Source organism: Cytobacillus sp. Hm23, assembly GCF_051842895.1.
Taxonomy (GTDB): domain Bacteria; phylum Bacillota; class Bacilli; order Bacillales; family SM2101; genus Nanhaiella.
On the sequence record NZ_JBPXRQ010000038.1, the window covers coordinates 1 to 22,286 of the forward strand.

Here is a 22,286-nt window from a genome sequence, read left to right on the forward strand (position 1 = left end):
TTATAATTACGATAGGTACCAAAAACGATTAAATGGCCTTAGCCCTATGGAATATAGAGCTAAAGCCGCTTAAGTGACTTTTTATTATTTCCGCTGTCTACTAGACAGGGAGCAGTTCACATTATAGTGTTATCCTCTTTTTGTTTATTTACAGAATCAATGTTGTTAAAATACGCCAGTACTAATTTTGCTTAGGTTCAAATTATGAGGAACTTTGGCACTTGCTGTTAGTTAAATTAACAACATTAGGCAGGTTTTGCGAGATTATGTAACACTGTTTCCGCTATTTTTGTTAAAATAGTTTCATAATACATAGAACCTGATATAAAAGGAGGTTTATATGCAAATAGGGGTTATTGGTGCTGGTTCAATTGGACTATTATATGCGTGTTACCTTTCAATATATCATCAAGTTACGATTTATACTCGACGCAAAGATCAAGCTAGGCAAATAAATTCCAATGGTATTCAATTGATTAAGAGCGGTATTGAATCCAAGTATAAGATTACTGCAAAAGTATTAGACGAGGAGTTAGATCATGAGGATTTGGTAATTGTGACGGTTAAAGAGTATCACTTAGAACATGTTCTGAAAACGACAAATCAATTTCGAAATGTTAATGCACTGTTATTTTTGCAAAATGGTATGAAGCATATATCACTATTTGAGAAATTAAACAATAAAGTAATACTGGTTGGGGTAGTTGAACATGGCGCGTTAAAAACTAATGACTATACAGTAAATCATACTGGTGTTGGGATAACGAAAATTTGTTCATTTAGAAATGGAGAAGGTTTAATAGAGCCGTTTCAAAAAGGTCAACACACCGACTTTGGGGTTTTAGTTGCTGAAGATTGGTATAAGGTGCTTTCTGAAAAGTTAATCGTTAATGCTGTTATTAATCCATTAACCGCCTTATATTGTGTGGAAAATGGGGACTTGCTTTCCAATCGTTTTTTTCTTTCGCGAATGAAGAACCTTTTTATAGAAGTGACTTCAGTTATGGATGTTAATACAAATAATATGTGGGAACGTCTAGAGCATATTTGTATACAAACTAAGAATAATCGATCATCTATGCTAAGAGATATTGAGAGTGGTCGACAGACAGAAATCGATGCAATATTAGGATATATCATAGCAGAGGCTGAACAAATGGGGAAAAGTGTACCAGTTAGTACTTTTTTGTATGATTCTATAAAAGGTAAAGAATTGCAGAGAGGTGATTTGTCATGTCACAGTTAGTTGCTGGTGTTTTTGCAACAGTAGTCACTATACCAATAATTGGTTTATTTCTTGTGTATTTCATCTTGTGTAAGATCACCCGTCGTAAAAGGAGTTCTATGCTAATAGCTATCGACATTTCTACAGCCTTATTTATCTTGTCAGTATATTATTTAACAGAGGTTATTTGGGGACAATCTATGTTTTGGCTTATCTTACTTGTAATCGTGTTAATTGCGATGGTTGTTGTTATTTTACAGTGGAAAATAAAACAAGATATTGATATACGCAAAGTATTAAAAGGGTCGTGGCGGTTTAGTTTTTTGTTTTTCTTTTCTGCCTACATCATTTTGTTTGTATACGGTTTAATTGATCGTGTATTGGCATTTGTTAACACTTAATAGTTTACGAGCAAGTTCTTTCCATTTTTTAAAAATCAATGCTATACTACGGGGAGTAGATATAAAAGCAGCTAGAAAGGAAGTTAAATTCATGGAGGTTAATGATCTTTTTCTCCCTTCATTAAATAAATTTGCAACTGATTACATGGAGAATTCCAAAGATTGTCATCAGTTTTTTCATTACAATATTCATGATGCATCAGTGTATGAACAAAGAAAAGATGAGCTTGCATCAAGACGGTTTCAGCGTGAGAGGCTCGTAAATCATCTACTACATTATCACTCTAAATTTCAACATAATGATAAATCTAAACAGCATATTGAGAAGCTTTTAGATCAAAATAGCCTTGTTGTAATCGGTGGTCAACAAGCTGGATTATTAACGGGACCTTTGTATACTATTCACAAAATATTGACAATAATCCAAACGGCAAAGCAGCGAGAGAAGGAACTAAATGTCCCAGTTTTACCTGTGTTTTGGATAGCTGGTGAAGATCATGACTTTGATGAAATTAATCATCTATTTGTAGAGACAGAAAACGGCATGAAGAAAAAATCGTACAACCGCCATATTACTAATAAGCAAATGGTATCAGATATACATATAGACAAACACCTTTGTGAGCAATGGATACAAGATATCATTCAATCGTACGGTGAATCGAATTATACAAATGAAATTCTATCTATGCTTAAACAGAGCTTAAAAGATTCAGAAACTGTTGTTGATTTTTTTGCTCAAATCTTAATAACATTATTTGCTGATGAAGGGCTTATTGTTGTTAACTCGGCTTCCCCTGATCTACGTGAGATAGAATCTGAATTTTTCCATCATCTTATTTATAACAATTCACAATTAGCAGAAGCGGTGTCTATGCAACAACATGTGTTAGAAGGAATTGGGTATAACAAAGTGTTAGATGTAGATATCAATTCTTCAAATTTGTTTTTTCAACATGGTGAAAATCGAGTGCTTTTGGAAAGAGATGGGGCTGAAGGGTATTTTAAAGGTAAGAATAATGAAGTGAAGATATCATTTGATGAACTTATTCAAATAGCTGAATCATCACCCCATTTGCTGAGCAACAATGTAGTCACAAGACCCCTCATGCAAGAATACTTATTCCCTACATTAGCATTTATTGCTGGACCAGGAGAACTTGCCTATTGGGGTGAGCTTAAAAATGCTTTTTCATTGTTCGATTTTAAAATGCCACCAATTTTACCGAGAGCTAATATTACGATTGTTGACCGAACAATTACATCAGATTTAGAGAAGTTAAACATACCAATAGATGCTGTTTTACAAGGTAATTTGCTCTCTTATCGTGATGAATGGGTGAAAACCGAGCTGAAGTATGACTTTGAAAGTATAATTAACAATGCGAAGAAAGAGGTTGAACAAATTCATCAACAAATTAGGCATAAAGCAACAGAAGTAGATGCTAGCTTACATTCTGTCCTAGTTAAAAATGCTCAATTAATACATTCTCAGTTTGAGTTTGTTTCAACAATAATTAATCGTTCTATCGAGACTAAACATGAAATAACTTTGAAAAAGTTTCAAAGAATAGAGAACTGTTTACGACCAAATCATTTACCTCAAGAAAGGGTATGGAACATATTTTACTTTTTAAATAAATATGGGGTTGGCTTTATGCAGCAATTAGTAAATGCCCCGATAAAATATAATGGGAACCATCAATTAATTTATCTATAAATGTAAGAAATGCTAGCTGAAGAGCGTGCACATTCTAGTTATATCAAGGTTTTCATCGCATTAATTGTTATTATAGGCTTACAAATATAAACACGTATATATCAAGTGTTCGTGGCATCATTGTTACTTTTATAATTGTTGGATTAGGATGATAAATCTAACTGGCCGTTTTTAATTAAAAGAGAAACAAAAGACAGCTAATTTAAACCTCTGTATTCATGCAGAGGTTTTTTTGTATGCCCTAATATTTTTTTGAATTATGGGCTTGTTGTTGTTTTACAAAACAAATATTGACTTTTTTGTACTGAAGCAAACAAAGTCGATATTTGACTACATATGCTTTTATGCCTAAATAACAAAAAAAGGGTGGAGAGAAGTGGGGAGATGTGGTACATTAATGTTAGAAAGTGGGGTTGTGTATCATGTTTATGGGAGAATTCCATCACAACATTGATCAAAAAGGCCGTATGATTATCCCTGTTAAGTTTAGAGATAATCTAGGTGATTCTTTTGTCCTTACAAGAGGGTTAGATCAGTGTTTATTTGCTTACCCCTTGAGTGAATGGAGCATTATTGAAGAGAAGCTTAAAAGCCTCCCATTAACAAAAAAAGATGCACGTGCTTTTACTCGTTTCTTTTTTTCCGGCGCTATAGATTGTGAAATTGATAAACAAGGTAGAATAAATATACCTATTTCACTGAGGAAATACGCTTTAATTGAAAAGGAATGTGTAGTAATTGGTGTCTCTAATCGCATTGAAATTTGGAGTAAGATAAGTTGGGATCAATATGTTTCTGAATCTGAGGAATCATTCGCTGAAATCGCAGAAAACATGATCGATTTTAACTTTTAATGAACGAGTTTAAAGCAGGTGCTTTTTTCAAACTTTGTTGCTACTATTTCATGGTCACTGATTAAAAGAGGTTTTATGCGAGTTTCTAGATTTTTTAGAAGATAAGCTCCTACGAAACTTTAACTAATATCGTGTTCATTACTTAGTAAGAAAAACAACAATCGAAATGAAAACAGCCTATGCGTAACATAGTTATTTACTTAATTGATAATTTGAACAGAGAGACAAATACTACTCAATATGTAGAAAATATGGGCAAAGTATATTTGTCTCAAGGTGGTGCTAGACATGTTTAAACATAAGACAGTTTTATTAGACGAAGCAGTAGATGGTTTACGAATTAATCCAGACGGCATATATGTTGACTGTACTCTCGGTGGTGCAGGTCATAGTGAATTAATTGCGAGCAAGCTATCTCATAGTGGAAGATTAATTGCGTTAGATCAAGATGAAACAGCGATCGAACATGCTAAAAAAAAGTTAGCTAAACATCAAGATAAGATTACGATCATAAAGAGCAATTTTCGATATATACAACAAAAGCTAGCAGAAATAGATATTCATGCTGTTGATGGTATTTTATTTGACTTGGGAGTATCTTCTCCTCAATTGGACACGCCTGAGAGAGGTTTTAGTTATAATTACGATGCTCCATTAGATATGAGAATGGACCATCAAGCAACTTTATCTGCATATGATGTTGTAAATAATTGGCCCTACGAACAATTGGTAAGAATATTTTTCCAATACGGAGAGGAGCGTTTTTCAAAACAGATCGCTCGGAAAATTGAAGCTGCTCGAGAAAAGAAACCAATTGAAACGACAAGTCAACTAGTTGACCTTATAAAGGATGGAATTCCTGCAGCGGCACGTCGGACTGGTGGACATCCTGCCAAAAGAATTTTTCAAGCTATTCGAATTGCTGTTAATGATGAACTACAAGTGTTTGAAGATGCACTTGGACAGGCTATTGACATGTTAAAGCCTGGTGGCAGAATTTCTGTTATAACATTTCACTCATTAGAAGATAGGATGTGTAAAGTAGCTTATAAAAAAGCAAGTGAAGGTCCTCCTCTTCCCCCTGGGCTACCTATAGTACCAGATGAGTATAAGCCAACCTTAAAGCTCGTTACACGAAAACCTATTTTACCATCAGCTAATGAACTAGAACAAAATAACCGAGCACGTTCAGCAAAGCTAAGAATTGCGGAAAAAATGTAACTTTTTCGATATCATTTGTCCGAGACTAATTGAAGAACCTCTAAAAAGCTATATTTTCTTATCTTTTCAAAAGGCTCTTTTCGTATCTTTTGTATAAAGAATTACAAAGTGAGAACATCTAGGTATATTTTTTATGAGGTTCATAACATGTATAAAAACGAAAAGATGCCCCGAAATGTTGTTGTGTACGTGTTACCTATGTACGATTAACAACAATTTATTGGATTCACAGCCTTTAAAAAAGGAGAGAAGAAATGAATGAGTAACTTAGCACACAGAGTTCAAGAACAGCGTCAACACGAAGTCAAACATAAACGTAAATTAGTCAAAAAGAAGAGCGCGAAGATATCATTAGGTGAAAAATGTATATTGTTAATTTTTGCAACTGCAATATTAGTTGGTGGGATAACCATCATATCAAATACAGCTACGATATATGCTTTAAATAAAGAAATTCAACAAACTGAGACGTCGATAGCTGAACAAGGAAGAGTAAATACAGATTTACAGGTGGAAATTCAAGAGCTTAGTACATACGAACGGATATGGCAAAAAGCACAGGAGCTAGGGTTACAACTAAACGAAAAAAATGTAAAAGTAGTGCAGGATTGATATTATGACGATAAAAAGAAAAAATATTAACAAAGGAGCAGCGTTGTTAAGTATTGTTTTCACACTGCTCTTTTTTATGTTGTTGACCCGTTTTGTGTTTATTCAATGGTCAGGTGAAGCAGGCGGTGAAGTATTAGCGATTAAAGCTGAAGAGAAGTATAAGAGGCAAAGAACGATAGAGGCAAGAAGAGGCTCAATCTACGATAGAAATGGTGAAGTAATAGCAGAAGACATCCCTTCTTATACAATTGCGGCTGTGATTGATGAAAGCTTAACAACTGATGAAGACGAGCCAAATCATGTAGTTGATTCACGCGATACTGCTGAAAAATTAGCACCACTAATTGGCATGAATGTACATGAGATGGTAGGAATTTTAGAGTTAGAAGATAGGAAGCAAGTTGAGTTTGGACGTTATGGTCGCAATATTAGCCATCAATTGAAAAAAGAGATTGAGGAGTTAAAATTACCTGGTATCACATTTATTCGAGATGAGAAGCGTTATTATCCAAATGGCGTATTTGCGTCGAGTGTGATTGGGTATACAGTGAAAGAAGAAATTGAAGACGATACACAAATTCGTAAACAAACAGTGGGTATGTTAGGGCTTGAACAATTACTAAATGATTACTTACATGATGAAGATGGGTATATTACGTATGAAGGTGATCAACAAGGCTTTCGACTCCCTAATAAAGAGACTAAGATTGTACCACCGGAAAATGGGAATGATGTATATTTAACGATTGACAGGAAAATTCAAAGCTTTTTGGAAGATGCTATGAACAAAGTGAATGAAGAATATACACCAGAAAAAATTATTGGCGTTATTGCAAACGCAAAAACTGGTGAAATCTTAGCAATGAGTACAAGACCATCGTTTGATCCTAACGTAAGAGATATTGAGAACTATTTAAATGATGCTATATCCTACCCTTATGAACCAGGTTCAACGATGAAAATATTTACACTTGCTGCAGCAATTGATGGCGGTGTATATGATGGCGAAGAAACATTTAAATCAGGTTCCTATTCAGTTCCCGGAAGTAAACCGATAAATGATATAAACACGACCTGGGGTGATATCAATTTTAATGAAGCGGTTAGGCGCTCTTCTAATGTTGGTTTTGCCATTCTTGCTTATGAGAAATTAGGTCCTGATAAATTCTACGAATATTTGCAAGCTTTTCATTTTGATCAGCCTACAGGCATTGATTTACCTGGGGAGGTAGCAGGAAGTATATTGTTTAACTATCCAATTGAACAAGTAACGACAGCCTTTGGTCAAGGAACAACTGTAACTCCTATTCAACTCGTTCAAGCCGCAACTGCTATTACTAATGGTGGTGAAATGTTACAGCCGTATATAATTGATAGAATAGTTGATTCAAGTTCGAATGAAGTAATAGAGCAAGGTGAATCAACAGTTGTAGGGAAGCCTGTATCTGAGAATACTTCTGAAGAAGTATTAGATTTGCTTGAGCAAGTTGTTGTAGGTGAACATGGGACAGGAGCAGCTTATGATATAGATGGCTATCAAGTTGCTGGAAAAACGGGAACCGCTGAAATACCAAACCCAAAAGGTGGGGGGTATTTAGAGGGACACGGGAATTATATTTTTTCCTTCCTCGGTATGGCTCCAAAAGAAGACCCTGAATTAATCATGTATGTCTCGGTGAAGATGCCGAACATAGCACCAGACGAAAAAGGGTCTGCACCAGTCTCAAAAATATTTAATCCTGTTATGGAAAGCAGTTTAAAATATTTAAATATACTTCCTACCGAAGTAGAGGACGAAAAAAATAATCTACAAAACACAGCTGTTACGATAAAATCTTATATTGGAAAGTCTGCGAAGGAAGCAGTTAATAGTTTACAAAAAAGCGGCCTATCCCCAATATTAGTTGGGAATGGGGAAAAAATAATAGCGCAATATCCTAATAGTCAAATCGAAGTGATAGCTAATGAAAAAGTAATTTTAGTAACCGATGGAGAATTATTAATGCCTGATATGACGGGTTGGTCATTACGGGACGTTTTAAAGGTTGTTGAACTATTAGAATTGCAGCCAAATATAGTAGGTAGTGGTTATGTTACAAAGCAAAATATTTTCCCTCATTCGGTAGTTCAAAAAGGTGATTTGTTAATCATTGATCTTCAACAACCGGCGGTAACGGCGGAACTAGAAAATGAATCATCTATGGATGGTGAAGACGCCGATTTAGAACAAGGTGAAGAAGAGGAAACAATTGAAGTGTTAGACTAGATGTGATCTGTTCTAAACAATCATGTACAAGCATATATTTGAACGAGCAATTTTATGGGAGGTTCACTTATATGCGTGTGTCTCAAGTTACAGTAAGAAAAAGGTTAACTTTAACTTTATTAGTAGGTTTACTCATCTTTTTTATCATTGATGTACGGTTAGGGTATGTTCAATTTCTATTAGGCAATGAATTAACTGAGAAGGCTGAAGGCTTATGGAGTCGGGATATAAAATTTGAACCTAAACGTGGCGAAATACTAGATCGAAATGGCGTTCCATTAGCAACAAACATAAGTGCCCCTACTGTTTGGGTTGTCCCTAGACAGATAGAGGATCCTGTTCTCACGGCAACTAAACTAGCCGAAGCATTAGACATGTCAAAAGAAAAAGCATACAAACTTGTCACTGCTGAAGAGGTGAATGTCAGAATTCACCCAGAGGGTAGAAAGATATCTCATGAGAAGGCAAATGAGATTCAGGAGTTAGACCTAGCCGGTGTATATATCGGTGAAGACTCCAAGCGTCATTATCCATTTGGTAGCTATTTATCCCATGTATTAGGGTTTGCTGGCATTGATAATCAAGGTTTAATGGGTCTTGAACTTTATTATGACAAACAGTTAAATGGTGAACAAGGCTCTGTGCAATTTTATGCTGATGCGAAAGGGAAACGGATGCCGGATATGGCAGATGATTACAACCCACCAATTGATGGTAATGATTTGAAGCTAACCATTGATACGAGGGTTCAGACGATTATTGAACGTGAATTAGACATTGCTGAAGCTGCTTATAATCCAGATGGGATTATTGCAATTGCTATGGACCCAAACAACGGAGAAATACTTGGTATGGCGTCTAGACCAGATTTTGATCCAGCTAATTTTCAAAATGTTGCCCCAGAAATATACAACAGAAATTTGCCAGTTTGGAGTACGTATGAACCAGGTTCAACCTTTAAAATTATTACTTTAGCAGCTGCTTTACAAGAGGAAGAAGTTAATTTAACTGAAGATCATTTTTATGACTCGGGCTCAATTTCTGTTGCAGGATCTAAGCTTCGGTGTTGGAAAAGTGGAGGTCATGGCAGTCAGTCATTTTTGGAGGTCGTACAAAATTCATGTAACCCAGGATTTGTAGAGCTAGGGCAAAGGTTAGGCAAAGATAAATTATTTTCTTACATTACTGCATTTGGCTTTGGAGAAAAAACTGGAATAGATTTGGCTGGAGAAGGGACAGGAATTCTGTTTGATTTGGAAAAGGTAGGGCCAGTCGAACTCGCCACAACTGCTTTTGGTCAAGGGGTTTCTGTTACGCCTATTCAACAAGTTGCTGCAGTAGCTGCTGCGGTCAATGGTGGAATATTGTACACACCCTATATCGCGAAGGAATGGATTGATCCAATAACAGGTGATGTGATAAGTCGAAATACTCCTGATGAAAAGCGCCGTGTTATTTCAGAAGACGTATCAGAACAAGTGCGATACGCTCTAGAAAGTGTTGTAGCATTAGGGACAGGAAAAGGTGCATATGTTGATGGTTATAGAGTGGGTGGAAAAACAGGAACTGCTCAAAAAGCTGTAGACGGTCGTTATTTAGAGAATAATTATGTTGTATCGTTCATAGGTTTTGCCCCAGCAGATGATCCTCAAATTGTTGTATATATTGCAGTTGATAACCCAAAAAATACAGTTCAATTCGGTGGAGTGGTAGCTGCTCCTATTGTCGGAAATATAATGGATGATAGTTTAAGGGCTTTAGATATTAAACAAAGAGAAGGACAAATTGAGAAAGAAGCAACGTGGTTAGATGAACCGCAAATTACTGTACCTAATCTTGTAGGATTAACTAAGAAGGATCTTCATACACAACTCGAAAATTTAAAGATAGACAGTAGCGGAGAAGGCGATGAAGTCATACAACAAGCTCCAGCTGCTGGCGCAAAAGTAAAGCAAGGTTCCACCATTAGAGTGTTTTTTGGTGATTCAGACAAAGAACGAGAGTGAAAAATTTTGATCTATCACTCCATTTTAGTTTATGAGTATTAAATATAGAAGTAATCCTCCCCACCTATAAAGGTGGGGTAATTAATCATCAAGTTGTAATGGTTGTCCAAATAAGTGTGATCGAGTCTATGGTGATCTAAGCAACATTAAAAACAAGTATTGATGAAAAAGAAAATTCGTTTTATAATTTTTTTTGTGTTTAAATTATATAGTATACATATATACATAACTTTGAATACGATGATAGTCATATCTATATAGATATAATACTGAGAGGAATTGGTTTTATGGACTTACAAACTTTGCAATCATTGTTGTATGATTTTCCAAGGAAGGTTGCGGAAAATCCAACTATTACTTCAATAGAAACTAACTCACGTGAAGTAAAGCAAGGAAGTCTGTTTATTTGTATAAAAGGGTATACGGTTGATGGACACGATTTTGCACAAGAAGCGATCAATAAAGGTGCCGTAGCTATCATTGCTGAAAAACCATTAGATGTGGATGTGCCAGTAGTCGTTGTTCAGGATACGACACGTGCAGTATCAGTTATTGCAGATGCTTTCTATGAACAGCCTACAAAACGGTTTAGGCTGATCGGTGTCACGGGGACGAACGGTAAAACAACAACTACGCATATTATTGAGGAAGTTTTCCAACATGCTGGACAAAATACTGGATTAATTGGGACGAATACTATAAAAATTAATAATCAAACTTATGGCGTAAAGAATACAACACCAGAAGCATTAACGCTTCAAAAAACATTTAATGACATGGTTGATAATCAAGTTGATACTGCAATCATGGAGGTATCTTCACACGCCCTTGATTTAGGAAGAACTTTTGGGTGTGATTTTGATGTGGCAGTTTTTACGAACTTAACCCAAGATCATTTAGATTATCACGAGACAATGGCTGAATATCGACGTACTAAAGGGTTATTATTTGCTCAATTAGGTAATAGCTATAATCACAGTAATCCTAAATATGCAATATTAAATGCTGATGATCATGCAAGTGATGAATTTAGAAGAAGCACAGCTGCAACAGTGGTTACTTATGGGATGGAAAATCGAAGTGATTTTATGGCAAAACATATTAAAATGACCCCTTCTGGGACAGATTTTGAACTAATAACCCCTTATGAAACATTTAAAGTATCAATGAAATTAATTGGTCTTTTCAATGTATACAATGTGTTGGCTGCAACAGCAGCTTGTTTTGTTTCTGGAATCTCCCTCACTTCAATTATTAGTACAATAGAAACTTTAGAAGGAGTAAGTGGTCGTTTTGAAGTGGTTGATGGGGGGCAAGACTACACAGTGATTGTTGATTATGCCCATACACCTGATAGCTTAGAAAATGTGTTAAAGACGATCAATAAATTTGCTAGCTCCGATGTATACGTTGTAGTAGGGTGTGGAGGAGATAGAGATCGAACTAAACGTCCGTTAATGGCTAAGGTAGCCGAAAAATATAGTAACTTGCCGATATTTACTTCAGATAACCCTCGTTCAGAAGATCCTGAAAAAATCTTAGTGGAGATGGAAGAAGGAGTAAAAGGAAAGGACTATACATCGATCATAGATCGTAAGGAAGCAATTTCTTATGCGATTGGCCATGCAAAGAAAAATGATATTGTTTTAATCGCCGGAAAGGGTCATGAGACATACCAAGAGATTGGCGACCAGAGGCTGGACTTTGATGATCGTGAAATCGTACTCCAACTTATAAAGGAGCGAGTATAACTATGCTTCGATACCATCATCTAAAAAAATTATACCCACATACTAGGGGTGTTGAGGATGATATCCATTTCAAGTATGTCTTTACAGATTGTAACATATTAGTGAATAAAGGGTTATATGTACCAATCAATAGTCAATGTAATGATAACAGAGATTTATTAACAGCAATAGAAAATGGAGCAGTAGGATCATTATGGGATGAAGAGCGGGAATTACCAAAATATATACCTAATCATTTTCCTGTTTTTATTGTTCATGATTCGTACATAGCCTTAAAGAAATTACTTGTTTTTTATGACAATTTGTTGAAATTGGAAGAAATAGGTGCAACTGATCGTACGGTTTTTAAGGGTAATATTCCAATTGAGGAAAATGAGTTGAATATAAAAATATTAAAACTAATGAAAGGGGGGGATAATCTTGCTTGAAAAAGTAGTGCTATTTTCAATATTGATGGCATTTTTAATAAGTGTATTATTATCTCCAGTTTTTATTCCCTTCTTACGTAGACTTAAATTTGGACAGAGCATTCGTGATGAGGGACCCAAATCGCATCAAAAGAAATCTGGTACACCTACGATGGGTGGAATTGTCATTTTGCTATCCATTATACTTACTGTAGTTATTATGACTTCAAAATATACAGAGGTAACGGTAAATACATATTTGTTACTATTTGTTACTTTAGGTTATGGTCTGTTAGGGTTTTTGGATGATTTTATTAAGGTAGTGATGAAAAGAAATCTAGGTTTAACGTCTAAACAAAAATTAGCAGGACAAATTATTATTGCTGTAATCTTCTATGTAGTATTAATGCAGAATAATATTTCTACTACAGTTGCTATTCCTGGATTTGATGTTTCTATCGATTTATCTTGGGCATATATTATCCTACTTATTTTTTGGCTAGTAGGTTTTTCAAACGCAGTTAATTTAACTGACGGTTTGGATGGGCTTGTTTCAGGTACAGCTGCAGTAGCCTTTGGAGCGTTTGCAGTATTAGCTTGGAATCAAACGCAATACGATATTGCCATTTTTGCTGTTGCGGTTGTTGGTGCGGTACTAGGCTTTTTAGTGTTTAATGCACATCCAGCTAAAGTTTTTATGGGGGATACTGGTTCGCTTGCCCTCGGAGGGGCTTTAGCAACTGTGGCCATTCTAACAAAGCTTGAAATTATATTACTAATTATTGGTGGCGTTTTTGTCATTGAAACACTTTCTGTCATCATCCAAGTCATATCATTTAAAACAACTGGTAAAAGGGTGTTTAAAATGAGCCCTCTACATCATCATTATGAGTTAGTAGGATGGTCAGAATGGCGAGTTGTCGTTACTTTTTGGACGGTAGGTTTATTATTTGCAATGCTTGGATTATATATTGAGGTGTGGTTGTAATTGAAGAATACTGAACGTTTTCGCGATAAAAAAATACTTGTTTTGGGCTTAGCCAAAAGTGGCTTATCTGCAGCTAAGCTTTTAATAGAACTATGTGCCGAAGTAACAATTAACGATAAAAAGCCTTACGAAGAAAATGAAAACACGAAAAATTTAATAAATTTAGGTGTGGACATTATTTGTGGAAGTCACCCAGTAGACTTGCTCGAAGAAAATTTTGATTTAATCGTTAAAAATCCAGGGATTCCTTATACAAATCCCATTGTGGTAGAAGCATTAAAAAAAGATATTCCAATCATTACCGAAGTTGAATTAGCTTATTCAATTTCAGAAGCAGAGTTTATTGGTATAACAGGTTCGAACGGGAAAACAACGACGACAACATTAATTTATGACATCATGAAGCAAGCACAGAAGAACCCTCTCATTGCCGGAAATATTGGGACTGTTGCTTCCGATGTTGCACAATTAGCAACAAACGAGCAAATGATAGTAACTGAATTATCCTCCTTCCAATTGCAAGGGGTTGACCAGTTTCGTCCTAAAATATCAGTAATATTAAACATTTTTGATGCACATCTGGATTATCATGGTTCGAAGGAAGCTTATGTTAAAGCGAAAGCAAAAATATTTCAACAGCAAACTCCAAAAGATTTTGTTGTTCTTAATGCTGACGATAATATCCTTGTAGAATTATCTAAAGCAGCTCAAGCTAAGAAAGTATTTTTTTCTACAAAGCAAAATTTAAGAACTGGAGCGTATGTAAACAATCATACGATTTTCTTTAATGATGAAGAAATTATTAGTACTGATGAAATTGTGCTTCCTGGTGAACATAGCTTGGAAAATATTTTAGCTGCTGTTGCTGTGTGTAAGCTTTTGAATATAACAAATGATGCAATAGGTGATGTGCTTAAAAGATTCTCAGGGGTTAAACACCGCTTACAGTATGTTAAAACATATCATGGTCGTAAATTTTATAATGATTCAAAAGCAACAAATATTTTAGCAACACAAAAGGCACTTAATGCTTTTTCAGAACCAATCATTTTGTTAGCAGGTGGACTTGATCGAGGGAATCATTTTAAAGACCTTGTCCCTTATTTACAAAACGTAAAAACACTTGTGACATTTGGCCAAACAGCTGAGTTATTAAAAGAAGCTGGAGTGGAAGCAGGAATAAAAAACATAGTTCGTGTCGATAATGTTGACAAGGCTGTTTCTATAGCCTATGACAACTCCGATAAAGGCGATATCATCCTATTATCTCCTGCATGTGCAAGTTGGGATCAATATACAACATTTGAGGAAAGAGGAGACATTTTTATAGACGCAGTGCATATGCTTAACTAAGGGCTTGGCCGCTCTTAATTTAGGACGTTGAGGTGTTTCTATTGTCCCCCAAAAAAGCTACTCCGGATTTTATTTTAATTCTTGTAACTTTGTCATTATTAGCAGTAGGTCTAATCATGGTATACAGCGCCAGTGCGATTTGGGCAGAATACAAGTTTAATGACTCATTTTTTTTCGCCAAACGGCAGCTATTATTTGCTGGCATAGGTGTGATAGCGATGTTTTTCCTCATGAGTATCGACTATTGGACATGGCGTACTTGGGCAAAGGTCATTTTAATTTTCTGCTTTTTGCTACTTATAGTCGTATTAATTCCTGGCATTGGCGTTGAAAGAAATGGGTCACAAAGCTGGATTGGAGTTGGTGCATTTTCAATTCAACCTTCTGAATTCACTAAATTATCAATGATTGCGTTTCTAGCAAAATTTCTTTCCGAAAATCAGAAGGATATTACTTCTTTCAAAAGAGGCCTTTTACCATCACTGACCTTAGTTTTTAGTGCCTTTGCTTTAATTATGCTTCAGCCTGATTTAGGAACAGGGACTGTTATGTTAGGGACTTGCATCGTTATCATTTATGTAGCTGGCGCTCGGATTAGTCATTTCGTTTGGCTTGGCATGTTAGGTATTGCAGGCTTTGCTGGACTGATTATATCAGCACCTTATCGTATGAATAGAATTACTTCTTTTATTGATCCATGGCAGGACCCACAAGGTACGGGTTTCCAAATCATCCAGTCACTATATGCAATAGGTCCAGGGGGGTTATTTGGCTTAGGCTTAGGACAAAGTCGCCAAAAATTCTTTTATCTACCTGAACCACAGACGGATTTTATTTTCGCTATTATATCTGAAGAGCTTGGTTTTATTGGAGCGTCATTTGTCATATTGCTTTTCAGTCTCTTATTGTGGCGTGGTATTAGAATAGCGCTTGGTGCACCTGACTTATTTGGTAGCTTCCTTGCAATAGGAATTATCTCCATGATAGCTATACAAGTTATTATTAATATTGGTGTTGTAACTGGTCTAATGCCAGTTACTGGGATTACATTGCCGTTTTTAAGCTACGGTGGCTCTTCATTAACTTTAATGCTAATGGCTATCGGTGTATTACTTAATGTGAGTAAGCATTCAAGGTATTAGTGTATACGTTCGAAGAGTAGCCGCTTTACAATAAATTTTTTTTCAAGAGACCCTGTTAATATAACGGGGTTTCTCGTATTTTATTATAGGCTCTTTTCACTTACGTTTGAAACAGATGCTAAAGTATGATTTTTATAGTCTTTAGAAAAGATGCCACGAGCTTTAATTGAATTTGTACTTAACTCATTCGAAAACAGCCTTATTATAAAATAGTGAAATAGGGGTCATTATGTTTCATAAATTAACGAAAACTTGTTGTTTCAGATGGTGTTACGAAACTGTATAATAAAGTATAATAGGCTTTTTATAACAAACTTTGGTGCTACTGTAATTAAATTAAAAGAGCAAGCTGAGTTTGGTGTGAGTATCACCTTTTAGAGAAAGGCTCTTTTAGCTAACATTGTTGCTATTGTTATCAAATTAATACTAAAAAAATGAATCTATACTGTTAGTCATCGTTGTATAGAAGAACAGATGCTATGAATATTCTAGTTGTGCACGTGTTTATTTCTTAATACAAAAAACAACAATTAATGCGAAAACAGCTAAGAGAAGGGACTAATTGTATTGATGTATATACAAAATTCTATAATATATCCATATACCATTATAATATCATTCTAGTTTATAAACTCTTAGTTTTATTCAACATAGATATAACCAGTACAGAAGGAGGTTGCCAAGATGGAAAAAATAGCTGCGGAGTTGCTTCATGAAAATGTCGGAAAAGTTCGGTTAAATGAACCGCTTGCTAATCATACGACAATAAAAATTGGGGGCCCAGTAGACTTATTTGTTGAGCCAAAAGACATACCAGCTTTATACAAAACGATGGAAATAGTAAATAAATATGGAGTAACATGGCGAGCAATTGGGCGCGGATCAAATTTATTGGTCTCAGATTTGGGAATCGAAGGAGTAGTAATTAAGCTTGGAGAAGGCCTTGATCATTTGGATATGGATGGTACAAACGTTACTGTTGGAGCGGGTTATTCTATTATAAAACTAGCTACCATCATTAGCAAAAAGGGTCTTTCAGGTTTAGAGTTTGCAGGAGGTATACCAGGTTCAATTGGTGGTGCCGTTTATATGAATGCTGGTGCACACGGATCTGATATTTCGAAAATACTTAAAAGAGCGCGCATACTGTTTGAAGACGGTACGATTGAATGGTTATCATGTGAAGAGTTGGAATTTTCATATCGAACCTCTATATTGCAAAGCAGGCGTCCGGGAATTTGCGTGGAAGCCCAGTTCACTTTTGAGTCAGGTGACCGTGAACTTATTGTAGCTGAGATGCAAAAAAACAAAGATTACCGACGTGATACGCAACCATTTCATTTCCCTAACTGTGGAAGTGTTTTTAGAAACCCCCTACCAAATTATGCAGGACAATTAATTGAAGTTGCTGGATTAAAAGGGTATGCAATGGGTGGTGCACAAATCTCTGAACAGCATGCAAACTTTATCGTTAACACTGGTAAGGCACAAGCGGAGGATGTATTGAATTTAATACAACATGTTAAGCGAACAATATACGATCTTTACGATATTGAAATGAAGACAGAGGTTGAAATAATAGGAAAAAAGTAGCATGTTTTTTCTCTGATTTCAAGTATATATTGTGATATAATAATTAACAATACAAACTATTGAAAATGTTAAACGGCATATATAACCTATGCCGTTTTGTTTCTCTTTTTCAACCCTGTTGGTAATAACGGTGTGAAAGTTTCTCCTAACATATAGCTGGCTTTCGCTTCAATCGTTGTTTTTTGGGCTTAAGAAATTAGCACGCCTACAACTAGATTTTAATTAGCCTTTTCTTCTTTAATGATGCAATTGTATAAAACCACTATTTACTGTTCTTACATAGTAACATGAGTAATAACATGAAATGAGCTTTAAATATAGATCGGGGTGACTTTTTTTGGGGAAAGAAAAAGTTGTTGTACTTGAAGATCGGGTTCCCAAACTAAAACAGCAACGAAAACAAAAGGTAAATAGAAGGCTTATTTATTATATTCTATTTTTTTTTCTTATGATCATTACAATTGTGTATTTTCAGTCCCCCTTAAGTAAAGTTTCTTCAATATCGGTAAGTGGGAATCACCATGTTTCAACTGAAGAAATCATTGATTTGAGTGGAGTTTCGACCAAAAATAGCTTTTGGAGCGTCAATGAAAACAGCATAACACAGTCCATTTCTGCACATGAAGAAATAGCAGAAGTATCTGTTCAAAAGCAATTTCCAAACAAAGTACTTATATTAGTTACAGAGACAAAGCGGATCGGTTACATGTTAAACGAAAGTCGCTTTTATCCGATTTTAGAAAATGGTAAATCCCTTACTGATGAAAAACAATCCGTTTCATCCCCAGATGCACCTGTATTTGTAAATTGGTCGAACAGTGATGATGTTGACATGATGATAGAAGAATTAGTTCAGTTACCTGATGAAGTGAGCAATTCAATTTCAGAAATTCATCATACACCAACACCTTCAGACCCATTGCATATTACCCTTTATATGAATGACGGATTTGAGGTAAGTGGTACAATAACAAATTTCTCTAGAAAAATGGCTTTTTATCCGTCAATTGTAAATCACCTTGATCCTTCAGTAAAGGGGATTATTGACATTGAAGTTGGGAGTTTCTTTTCACCTTACAACCAGTATAAGGAGGAGCAGGAGAGTGAAAATCAGGGGTAAACATGTCATTTTATCCTTTGTTTCTTTAGTTATCGGTTTTCTTATCGCATTTTCTTATCATGTTACCACAAGTAACGATGGGACTCCTCGTATAACGGACAAGCAGTGGGAGAGAGATTTTCGATATCGAGAACAATTGATAGCACTAGAGGAAAAAAACCGAGAATTGTTTAATACCATTAAAGAAAAGCAAGATGAAGTAAGAGAATACGAAGAGGAATTAGCTAAACAGGAAGGTATATATTTTAATTTAGTTGAAGATGTAGAAAAATATAGAATGTTTGTTGGAGAAATCGATGTGCAAGGTGAAGGTATTGAGGTTACTTTGTCGGATGCAGAATACGTACCTGATGAAGAGAACGTGAATAATTACATAGTTCATGAAGGGCATGTATTTAAAGTAATAAATGAATTACTCATATCAGGTGCTTCAGCGATTGCGATCAACGGACAAAGAATTTCTCGAAATTCGTACATATTATGTAATGGACCTGTTATTGAAGTTGATGGTAATCAACATGCTGAACCATTTGTCATTACAGCTATTGGAGAAGCAAACACGCTTTATGAAGCCCTTTATATTATTGGTGGTATTTATGATCAATTAGTGAGTGATAATATTTTTGTAAGTATAGACAAAAAAGAAAACATCATGTTTGAACCCCTTTTAGGAGTAAGTACACAATAGTTGGATTATTAGGCTATTTTTTATACTTTGTAGTTGATTATATAAAGTGATACCCAAAACAAGGCAGGCAACAACGATACGAAAACAGGCAATTATTAAGGTCAGGTGATTTTCATTGGGCAGCAAAAAAGTTATCTCAATAACAATAATCACAGTAATTATAGGATTTATGATTGCAGTTCAATTTCAAAGTATTAACAAGCCTGTTGTCCGTGATACGAGAGATACTTGGGAAATTCGTGAGGATATTAAGAAAGAACAAGAGCTTACATTTCAGTTACATCAAGAGATTTCAAATTATAACGATAAATTGGAGAAATATAAAACAGAACGACAAGATGATGCGGTACTTAAGGAAACGTTAGACGAGCTAAAAGTAAAGGCTGGTTTAACTGATGTAAGTGGACCAGGTGTTATCTTAACAGTTAAGCCGTTTTTCGCTGATATCATGCCAGGTGAACGTGTTCATACAGTTTCGCCAGAACTATTGAAAAGGTTAATTAATGAATTAAATCAATATAACGCAGTAGATATTTCTATAGCTGAACAACGGGTAATAAATACTACAGTGATTAGAGACATAAACGGCATCACAAAAATAGATGGTTATCCTCTTAATAGATTTCCATTTGAAATTAAAGTAATTGCTAAGAGTGAAGAAGGAGCAGAAAAATTATATAACAGATTACAGGTCTCTAGCATGATTGATGCTTTCGTTTATGATAATTTACAAGTTGTGATCTCGGATCCAATAGCATCGATTGAAGTGCAGGCTTTTTCAGAAATACCTCGTATCAAAAATATGAAGCCTGCAAATGCCGAAGAGGAGGAGAAATAGTATGTGGCTTCCACTTATCGGCTTAATTCTTGGAATAATATTAGGTTTGCTAACAGAAATACGCATACCAGATGAATATTCTAATTATTTATCAATTGCTATACTTGCAGCGTTAGATACGCTCTTTGGAGGAATCCGGGCACATTTACAAAATGTATACGATGAGAAAGTCTTTGTGTCCGGCTTTATCTTTAATATACTTTTAGCTACAAGTTTGGCTTTTCTAGGTGTTCATCTTGGTGTAGACTTGTATTTAGCAGCAGTATTTGCATTTGGGGTAAGATTGTTTCAAAATATTGCAGTGATTAGACGAACTTTATTGTCTAAATGGAAGATTACTCACAAAAAAACTGAAAAAAATTAATTTTTATTAAAGGGAATAGATAGGATTTGTTGAATATTTTCCATATAAGAATGTGTTCAATAGGGAAGATATAAAGGACTGAGAAGGACAAGCCGGTGAAGCATTGAAGGCTAGAGTAAAGCTCAAGTACATGAAAGAGGTTATTGTTGCCTTGTATCAAGTAGCCTTTATTACCTTTGCTTCATTTGTAGATGACATAAAAGCTATACGTAAGGATACAGAAAAGCCCACTATGGTGTCTACCACGTCAATTACATACGTGCACAGAACTGCTTGTTCAAGTTCAATTTTCCCAGACCTTTAAACTTTCTTTGAAGATTGATTTGTAAAGTTTGATTGATGTACCATTTATTGAATCGATTAATAAAGGACATATGCTCAGCTTGAAAAGTTATTATTTATGATTGAAAAAGGAGGTGCCAAAGAATGAACAGCAATGAAGTTTTTGTTAGTCTTGACATCGGTACATCCAATGTTAAAGTGATCATAGGTGAAATGGCAAATGATACTTTAAATATTATTGGGGTAGGTAATGTTAATTCACATGGATTAAGAAAAGGTTCAATTGTTGATATAGACGAAACCGTTCATTCTATAAAAAAGGCAATAGAACAAGCCGAAAGAATGGTTGGTATTCCCATCCAAAGTGTTGTTGTGGGTGTGTCTGCTAATTGTGTGCAACTCCAAGATGCACACGGTGTTGTAGCTGTATCGAGTGAAAATAGGGAAATTAATGACCAAGATGTAGCTAGAGTCATAGAGGCAGCGCAAGTTGTATCAATCCCCCCAGAGAGAGAAATTATAGATGTGATTCCAAAACAATTTATCGTCGATGGGCTTGATGAAATTAACGACCCGAGAGGAATGTTAGGAGTCCGCCTTGAAATGGAAGGGACCATTATTACTGGATCAAAAACGATATTACATAATTTACTTAGATGTGTAGAGCGTGCAGGTTTAGAAATAACGGCTATTTGTTTACAACCACTCGCTGCGGGTTCGATCTCTTTATCTCGGGATGAAATGGAGTTTGGTGTAGCTCTAGTTGATATCGGTGGCGGTTCTACAACTATAGCGTTTTTTGAAAATGGACATTTAAAGGCCACAACGGTTTTACCGATAGGAGGGGATCATATAACAAAAGATCTTTCTATTGGTTTAAGAGCCTCTACTGAAGACGCTGAAAAGATAAAAACAAAGTATGGACATGCTTTTTATGATACAGCCTCAGAAGAAGAAACATTTAATGTTCCGATTATTGGTAGCGATAAAGAAGAACAATATAATCAACTAATAATCTCAGACATTATTGAAGCTAGATTTGAAGAAATGTTTGACATGATTAAAAATGAAGTAAGACAATTAGGAATTCGTGAATTGCCTGGAGGTTATGTACTTACTGGTGGTGCTGTTAATATTTCAGGATCTTTGGAATTAGCACAACAAATTTTAGCAAATAACGTGAGGGTAGCAATTCCTGATTACATTGGTGTAAGAGAACCTCAATATACTACTGGAGTAGGATTAATTCAATTTGCATATAGAAATGCCAAGCTACAAGGCAAAAGTATTGTTGAGGAAAATGGCCATATAGATATAGCAGAAAAAAGAGTAGCAAAAAAACCTCAACAATTAAAGCAAAAGTCTAAGCAAAAAAATGAAGAAAATCTGGGTGAAAAAGTCAAGAAATTTTTCGGGTTATTTTGGGAATAACAAGATGAAAACTTCTTAGTAAAT

The 22,286-nt window shown here is 35.3% G+C and carries 20 protein-coding genes; all 20 read left to right on the forward strand.

Features of this window, described 5'->3' with window-relative positions; all coding sequences use genetic code 11:
• Positions 1-340 precede the first annotated feature (340 nt).
• The 20 genes from ACSVDA_RS19115 (at position 341) to ftsA (ending at position 22,262) form a co-directional block, all read left to right on the forward strand.
• Positions 341-1,246: a 2-dehydropantoate 2-reductase gene (locus ACSVDA_RS19115; protein ID WP_485885238.1), complete on the forward strand. Its 906-nt coding sequence runs from the start codon at positions 341-343 to the stop codon at positions 1,244-1,246.
• Positions 1,234-1,626, forward strand: coding sequence for a DUF3397 domain-containing protein (locus tag ACSVDA_RS19120; RefSeq protein ID WP_485885239.1), 393 nt, complete (start codon positions 1,234-1,236; stop codon positions 1,624-1,626). Before ACSVDA_RS19115 ends, ACSVDA_RS19120 begins: the two co-directional genes overlap by 13 nt.
• A gap of 91 nt (positions 1,627-1,717) precedes the next feature.
• Complete coding sequence (bshC, locus tag ACSVDA_RS19125; RefSeq protein ID WP_485885240.1) at positions 1,718-3,346, forward strand: bacillithiol biosynthesis cysteine-adding enzyme BshC; 1,629 nt, start codon at positions 1,718-1,720, stop codon at positions 3,344-3,346.
• A gap of 422 nt (positions 3,347-3,768) precedes the next feature.
• A complete protein-coding gene (gene mraZ, locus ACSVDA_RS19130) occupies positions 3,769-4,200 on the forward strand; it encodes a division/cell wall cluster transcriptional repressor MraZ (protein ID WP_320208603.1) in 432 nt (143 codons plus the stop codon).
• Positions 4,201-4,488: 288 nt separating this feature from the next.
• On the forward strand, positions 4,489-5,421 hold the full coding sequence (gene rsmH / locus ACSVDA_RS19135; protein WP_485885241.1) for a 16S rRNA (cytosine(1402)-N(4))-methyltransferase RsmH: 933 nt from the start codon (positions 4,489-4,491) through the stop codon (positions 5,419-5,421).
• 258 nt (positions 5,422-5,679) lie between these two features.
• Positions 5,680-6,033 carry a cell division protein FtsL gene (ftsL, locus tag ACSVDA_RS19140; protein WP_320208605.1) on the forward strand — a complete coding sequence of 118 codons (354 nt, stop codon included), beginning with the start codon at positions 5,680-5,682 and terminating at the stop codon, positions 6,031-6,033.
• 4 nt (positions 6,034-6,037) lie between these two features.
• Positions 6,038-8,299, forward strand: coding sequence for a penicillin-binding protein (locus tag ACSVDA_RS19145; protein WP_485885242.1), 2,262 nt, complete (start codon positions 6,038-6,040; stop codon positions 8,297-8,299).
• 71 nt (positions 8,300-8,370) lie between these two features.
• Positions 8,371-10,305, forward strand: coding sequence for a stage V sporulation protein D (locus ACSVDA_RS19150; RefSeq protein WP_485885243.1), 1,935 nt, complete (start codon positions 8,371-8,373; stop codon positions 10,303-10,305).
• Between the two features lie 287 nt (positions 10,306-10,592).
• On the forward strand, positions 10,593-12,056 hold the full coding sequence (locus ACSVDA_RS19155) for a UDP-N-acetylmuramoyl-L-alanyl-D-glutamate--2,6-diaminopimelate ligase (protein WP_485885244.1): 1,464 nt from the start codon (positions 10,593-10,595) through the stop codon (positions 12,054-12,056).
• A 2-nt stretch (positions 12,057-12,058) separates the two neighbouring features.
• Positions 12,059-12,484 (forward strand): hypothetical protein, encoded by a 426-nt coding sequence (locus ACSVDA_RS19160; RefSeq protein WP_485885245.1) that lies wholly within the window; start codon positions 12,059-12,061, stop codon positions 12,482-12,484.
• The gene (mraY, locus tag ACSVDA_RS19165) at positions 12,477-13,451 is read left to right on the forward strand and encodes a phospho-N-acetylmuramoyl-pentapeptide-transferase (RefSeq protein ID WP_410628551.1); all 975 of its coding nucleotides are present in this window, start codon (positions 12,477-12,479) and stop codon (positions 13,449-13,451) included. Before ACSVDA_RS19160 ends, mraY begins: the two co-directional genes overlap by 8 nt.
• Complete coding sequence (gene murD / locus ACSVDA_RS19170) at positions 13,452-14,804, forward strand: UDP-N-acetylmuramoyl-L-alanine--D-glutamate ligase (RefSeq protein ID WP_485885246.1); 1,353 nt, start codon at positions 13,452-13,454, stop codon at positions 14,802-14,804.
• Positions 14,805-14,845: 41 nt separating this feature from the next.
• Positions 14,846-15,946 carry a stage V sporulation protein E gene (spoVE, locus tag ACSVDA_RS19175; RefSeq protein ID WP_485885247.1) on the forward strand — a complete coding sequence of 367 codons (1,101 nt, stop codon included), beginning with the start codon at positions 14,846-14,848 and terminating at the stop codon, positions 15,944-15,946.
• A 684-nt stretch (positions 15,947-16,630) separates the two neighbouring features.
• Positions 16,631-17,539, forward strand: coding sequence for a UDP-N-acetylmuramate dehydrogenase (gene murB, locus ACSVDA_RS19180; protein WP_485885248.1), 909 nt, complete (start codon positions 16,631-16,633; stop codon positions 17,537-17,539).
• 337 nt (positions 17,540-17,876) lie between these two features.
• Positions 17,877-18,659: a cell division protein FtsQ/DivIB gene (locus ACSVDA_RS19185; RefSeq protein ID WP_485885250.1), complete on the forward strand. Its 783-nt coding sequence runs from the start codon at positions 17,877-17,879 to the stop codon at positions 18,657-18,659.
• Positions 18,643-19,347 (forward strand): DUF881 domain-containing protein, encoded by a 705-nt coding sequence (locus ACSVDA_RS19190; protein ID WP_485885252.1) that lies wholly within the window; start codon positions 18,643-18,645, stop codon positions 19,345-19,347. The genes ACSVDA_RS19185 and ACSVDA_RS19190 overlap by 17 nt, the downstream gene beginning before the upstream one ends.
• A 115-nt stretch (positions 19,348-19,462) precedes the next feature.
• Positions 19,463-20,185, forward strand: a complete 723-nt coding sequence (locus ACSVDA_RS19195) for a DUF881 domain-containing protein (protein ID WP_485885254.1) — start codon at positions 19,463-19,465, stop codon at positions 20,183-20,185.
• Position 20,186: 1 nt separating this feature from the next.
• Complete coding sequence (locus ACSVDA_RS19200) at positions 20,187-20,549, forward strand: small basic family protein (protein ID WP_485885256.1); 363 nt, start codon at positions 20,187-20,189, stop codon at positions 20,547-20,549.
• 130 nt (positions 20,550-20,679) lie between these two features.
• A complete protein-coding gene (locus tag ACSVDA_RS19205; protein ID WP_485885258.1) occupies positions 20,680-20,853 on the forward strand; it encodes a hypothetical protein in 174 nt (57 codons plus the stop codon).
• A gap of 122 nt (positions 20,854-20,975) precedes the next feature.
• Positions 20,976-22,262 carry a cell division protein FtsA gene (ftsA, locus tag ACSVDA_RS19210; RefSeq protein ID WP_485885260.1) on the forward strand — a complete coding sequence of 429 codons (1,287 nt, stop codon included), beginning with the start codon at positions 20,976-20,978 and terminating at the stop codon, positions 22,260-22,262.
• Positions 22,263-22,286: the final 24 nt, after the last annotated feature.

Coding starts and splice junctions, on each gene's coding strand:
- ACSVDA_RS19115 (WP_485885238.1), top strand. CDS start 341: ATGCAAATAGGGGTTATTGGTGCTGGTTCAATTGGACTATTATATGCG.
- ACSVDA_RS19120 (WP_485885239.1), top strand. CDS start 1,234: ATGTCACAGTTAGTTGCTGGTGTTTTTGCAACAGTAGTCACTATACCA.
- bshC (WP_485885240.1), top strand. CDS start 1,718: ATGGAGGTTAATGATCTTTTTCTCCCTTCATTAAATAAATTTGCAACT.
- mraZ (WP_320208603.1), top strand. CDS start 3,769: ATGTTTATGGGAGAATTCCATCACAACATTGATCAAAAAGGCCGTATG.
- rsmH (WP_485885241.1), top strand. CDS start 4,489: ATGTTTAAACATAAGACAGTTTTATTAGACGAAGCAGTAGATGGTTTA.
- ftsL (WP_320208605.1), top strand. CDS start 5,680: ATGAGTAACTTAGCACACAGAGTTCAAGAACAGCGTCAACACGAAGTC.
- ACSVDA_RS19145 (WP_485885242.1), top strand. CDS start 6,038: ATGACGATAAAAAGAAAAAATATTAACAAAGGAGCAGCGTTGTTAAGT.
- ACSVDA_RS19150 (WP_485885243.1), top strand. CDS start 8,371: ATGCGTGTGTCTCAAGTTACAGTAAGAAAAAGGTTAACTTTAACTTTA.
- ACSVDA_RS19155 (WP_485885244.1), top strand. CDS start 10,593: ATGGACTTACAAACTTTGCAATCATTGTTGTATGATTTTCCAAGGAAG.
- ACSVDA_RS19160 (WP_485885245.1), top strand. CDS start 12,059: ATGCTTCGATACCATCATCTAAAAAAATTATACCCACATACTAGGGGT.
- murB (WP_485885248.1), top strand. CDS start 16,631: ATGGAAAAAATAGCTGCGGAGTTGCTTCATGAAAATGTCGGAAAAGTT.
- ACSVDA_RS19200 (WP_485885256.1), top strand. CDS start 20,187: ATGTGGCTTCCACTTATCGGCTTAATTCTTGGAATAATATTAGGTTTG.
- ACSVDA_RS19205 (WP_485885258.1), top strand. CDS start 20,680: ATGAAAGAGGTTATTGTTGCCTTGTATCAAGTAGCCTTTATTACCTTT.
- ftsA (WP_485885260.1), top strand. CDS start 20,976: ATGAACAGCAATGAAGTTTTTGTTAGTCTTGACATCGGTACATCCAAT.